Below are 331 nucleotides of genomic sequence, written 5' to 3' on the forward strand. Positions count from 1 at the left end.
TACTGCAAAGGATGCTCCAGAATAACACCAATTTCGTGGCTCCCTGGGGCACGATTGTCAAGGAGATTATCAAGCAGCAGCGAGGCTCCGACCGCCTTAGTGTCGGCCCTTATATTCATTATCAGGAGCTGACCAACGACTCTCCTCTGATCATGAAGTCCTCGCTGTCGGCCGCATATAATGAAGCTGCCGGCAAACTGATCAGCGCCATCAACACTTTGGACGGCTATTACCCGGATGACTTGAAACCCACAAAGGACTTTCTCAACAACCAGGGCAATAGAATCGCCCAGATCGAAACGGAAGGCCCTGCCTTTGCCCGGTATCAGAT

The 331-nt window shown here is 51.7% G+C and carries 1 protein-coding gene; it reads left to right on the forward strand.

Translation table 11 applies throughout. From position 1 onward, the window contains the following. Nucleotides 1-331, forward strand: a 331-nt coding sequence (locus tag B3W37_RS01030; RefSeq protein WP_483174522.1) for a hypothetical protein, incomplete at both ends; no start/stop codon positions are given.

The sequence above is a fragment of the Syntrophomonas sp. UBA5494 genome, assembly GCF_002426325.1.